This is a genomic window from Bacillus sp. LR_5 (genome assembly GCF_042709275.1).
This window is the reverse complement of record NZ_JAVAXX010000437.1, coordinates 1-3636: the sequence shown is the minus strand read 5'-3', so window position 1 is coordinate 3636 and position 3636 is coordinate 1. Positions and strand designations below refer to the sequence as shown.

Genomic DNA, 3636 nt, shown 5'->3' with positions numbered 1-3636 from the left:
CGACAATTTATCGGTGAAAACGCGTTAAGCATAGATTTAATCAATATTGAACCATTAGACGACCTGCACGCGCCAAAAGGCATCATTAAACAGGCACAGGATCTGGCGGCTGAAGCATTTGGCGCAGACCACACATTTTTTTCTGTTCAAGGAACAAGCGGCGCCATTATGACAATGGTGATGGCTGTTTGCGGACCTGGGGATAAAATTATTATTCCAAGAAATGTGCACAAATCAATTATGACAGCTATTGTATTTTCCGGAGCGATCCCAATCTTTATTCATCCTGAAATTGACAATGAGTTGGGCATCTCCCACGGCATTACACTTGAATCTGCCAAACGGGCGCTTACCGAGCATCCAGATGCAAAAGGGCTTCTCGTCATCAACCCGACATATTTCGGTGTTGCAGCCGACTTAAAAAGCATCGTAGAACTCGCTCATTCGTTTGATGTACCGGTGCTTGTTGATGAGGCACACGGCGTTCACATTCACTTTCACGATGAATTGCCGCTTTCAGCCATGCAGGCAGGAGCAGACATAGCAGCGACTAGTGTACACAAGCTGGGGGGATCACTGACGCAAAGCTCTATTTTAAACATGAGAGAGGGCCTTGTATCCAAAGACAGAGTGCAATCCATTCTGAGCATGCTGACAACAACGTCAACTTCTTATTTGCTTCTCGCCTCTCTGGATGTTGCCAGAAAACGCCTTGCGACAGAAGGCCATCAGCTTGCTGAGGAGACACTGAAGCTTGCCAACCAGACGAGAGATCGCCTCAATCAGATTGAAGGCATTTATTGTGTCGGTTCTGAGATTCTTGTTTCAAAAGCAGCTTACAGCTATGACCCGACAAAATTGATTATCTCTGTTAAAAATCTTGGACTCACAGGTCATGACGTTGAAAAATGGCTTCGTGAATCCTTTAATATTGAAGTTGAGCTTTCTGATCTGTACAATATTTTGTGTATTTTCACCCCTGGTGACAGCCAAAATGATGCAGACCGGCTTGTAGAGGCTTTAACAGAGATTGCACATCATATGTCAGAAAAAGATGTAACACATCAGCAAACTGAAGTTCTTCTCCCGGAAATTCCTTTATTGGCAATGACTCCGCGTGATGCTTTCTATGCAAATACGGAAGTCATCCCCTTAAAAGAAGCAGCCGGACGGATTATCGCTGAATTTGTAATGGTATATCCTCCTGGTATTCCAATCTTCATTCCAGGTGAAATTATTACAGAAGACAACATCAGCTACATTTTCAAGAACCTTGACGCAGGTCTCCCTGTTCAAGGACCTGAAGACTCAACTTTAAACATGATCCGGGTCATCAAAGAACAAAAAGCGATTCAATAAATAAAAAGCATGCGGCTTGAGCCGCATGCTTTTTTTACTCTTCATCAACAGGACATTGACATTGTCCGCAGCATGTTCCGTATAATGTAGTCACTTTCTCATCTTCAAAGTAATGAATGGCTTCGTTGCAATCTTGGCAAACAATTGTACCCATCTCTCATTCCCCATTTCTTTGAAATTTGAAAACGCTTAATTTCTTTTGTTGCTATTATATTAATATGTCACATTTAAAATGTCAACAATGAACTGTATAACACATTTAATTTGGATGTCGTTATATATAGCGTATTTTTTCATTTTTCATCATATAATATTTTCTTTTCATACAGCAGCGTTAATCGATACATATGCCAAAACACATAACATGATTTCATGTTTTTTTGAACTTTTATGAAAGAACGCAGCAATAAATTCTATATACCCCCAGATTGCTATTTTAAACGATGGATATGATATGTAATCTCACTTTAAAAACGGTTTCAATTATATAACAATTAGGTAACAAGGAGCAGATTACGCTGCCTCTCATGATAAACTAAAGCTAGTTTACTATTGTTTATACAGAGGAGAAGATAGATGCGATATCGCGCGGTATTCCCCATACTGATAATAGTATTTGCTTTATCGGGCTGTACGCTTTCCACCATCAATCCGGTGAAAAAAAGCCGGATTGACAACATTCATCATACACAAATCCTGTTTTTTTCTGATGAGAACCAAATTGACCAGGAAGCGCCATATTACGATGCACTGCTTGATTTAGAAAAAGATTATCCCGAGCAAATAGATAAAATGAAGGTCTATGCTAACAAAGAAGGCTGGGAAGATGAGATTGAAACCGTCCCTACCCTTATGGTCGTTGATGAGCGTCATGTCGTGGTGAAAATAGAGGGATGTGTGAAAGAGAAAGAAGACATCATTAAACCATTGCAGCATGTGCTGTCAAAATAAAAAAACAGCCCCGCTTTAAGCGAGGGCTGTTTTTGATATAAGCATTATTTTACGATGTGAATCGGGCTTCCGATTGCCACTTCAGCTGCTTCCATTGTGATTTCACCCAATGTTGGGTGAGCGTGAATTGTCATCGCGATATCTTCGGCAGTCATGCCGCCTTCGATCGCTAAGCTTAATTCAGAAATCATATCAGAAGCACTTGCGCCGGCGATTTGCGCACCGATCACAAGACCGTCCTCTTTACGAGTGATCAGCTTCATGAAGCCGTCTGTTTCGTTAAGAGAAAGTGCACGGCCGTTTGCTGCAAATGGGAATTTAGCAGCAACAATGTCAAGACCTTCTTCTTTCGCCTGTGCTTCAGTGTAACCAACTGATGCAAGTTCAGGCTCAGAGAAGACAACCGCAGGAATTCCAAGGTAATCGATTTCTGCAGGCTCTCCAGCGATAGCTTCTGCAGCGATTTTACCTTCGTAAGATGCTTTGTGAGCAAGCGGCGGTCCTTCGATGATATCACCGATTGCATAAATGTTAGGTACGTTTGTGCGGCACTGTTTGTCAGTTTTCACAACACCGCGGTCCGTCATTTCAATACCGACTTGCTCAAGACCAAGCTCATCAGTGTTTGGACGGCGTCCTACTGTAATCAGTACGTAATCAGCATCAACAGTTTTTTCTTCGCCTTTTACTTCAAAAGTAACTGTTACGCCGTCTGGTCTTTCTTCAACGCCTTTAGCCATCGCATTTGTATGGATTTCAACGTTGCCTTTTTTCTTCAGTCTGCGTGTAACAAGAGAACTCATTTGTTTTTCGAAGCCAGGAAGAATTTCATCTCCGCCTTCAAGAATAACAAGCTCAGTGCCAAAGTTAGCATACGCAGTTCCAAGCTCAGTTCCGATGTAGCCGCCGCCGATAACAACGAGCTTTTTAGGAATTTCTTTAAGAGCCAAAGCGCCTGTTGAATTTAGGACACGCTCAGTATATTTGAAGTTTGGCAATTCGATAGGACGAGAACCAGTTGCAATAATTGCATTTTTGAACGTGTATGTTTGAGCAGAGTTCTCATCCATAACACGAACTGAATTGCTGTCTACAAAGTAAGCTTCACCTTTTACAACATCTACTTTGTTCCCTTTAAGAAGACCTGCAACACCGCCAGTAAGCTTGTTTACAACAGAAGTTTTCCATTCTTGAACTTTTGTGAAATCAACTGATACGTTCTCAGCAGTGATCCCCATGTCGTCAGAATGCTTTGCATTCTCATAACGGTGGCCTGCATTGATCAGCGCTTTTGAAGGGATACATCCAACGTTTAGACAAACGCCC

Annotated in this window: 4 protein-coding genes; 2 read left to right on the top strand and 2 right to left on the bottom strand. The window is 41.9% G+C overall.

All coding sequences use genetic code 11. The features are described from left to right. The coding region (gene speA / locus RAC86_RS36585; RefSeq protein ID WP_377886771.1) for an arginine decarboxylase at positions 1-1359 on the top strand (1359 nt) is incomplete at its 5' end. Positions 1360-1393: 34 nt separating this feature from the next. Here speA and RAC86_RS36580 read toward each other — a convergent pair. Further along, positions 1394-1513: a GapA-binding peptide SR1P gene (locus RAC86_RS36580; RefSeq protein ID WP_003232305.1), complete on the bottom strand. Its 120-nt coding sequence runs from the start codon at positions 1511-1513 to the stop codon at positions 1394-1396. Positions 1514-1935: 422 nt separating this feature from the next. Between RAC86_RS36580 and slp the strand changes: the two genes are divergently transcribed. After that, complete coding sequence (gene slp, locus RAC86_RS36575) at positions 1936-2310, top strand: peptidoglycan-associated lipoprotein Slp (RefSeq protein WP_014113662.1); 375 nt, start codon at positions 1936-1938, stop codon at positions 2308-2310. A gap of 44 nt (positions 2311-2354) precedes the next feature. Here slp and lpdA read toward each other — a convergent pair. Further along, positions 2355-3636: dihydrolipoyl dehydrogenase (gene lpdA / locus RAC86_RS36570; protein WP_377886770.1), on the bottom strand; the 1282-nt coding region annotated here is incomplete at its 5' end.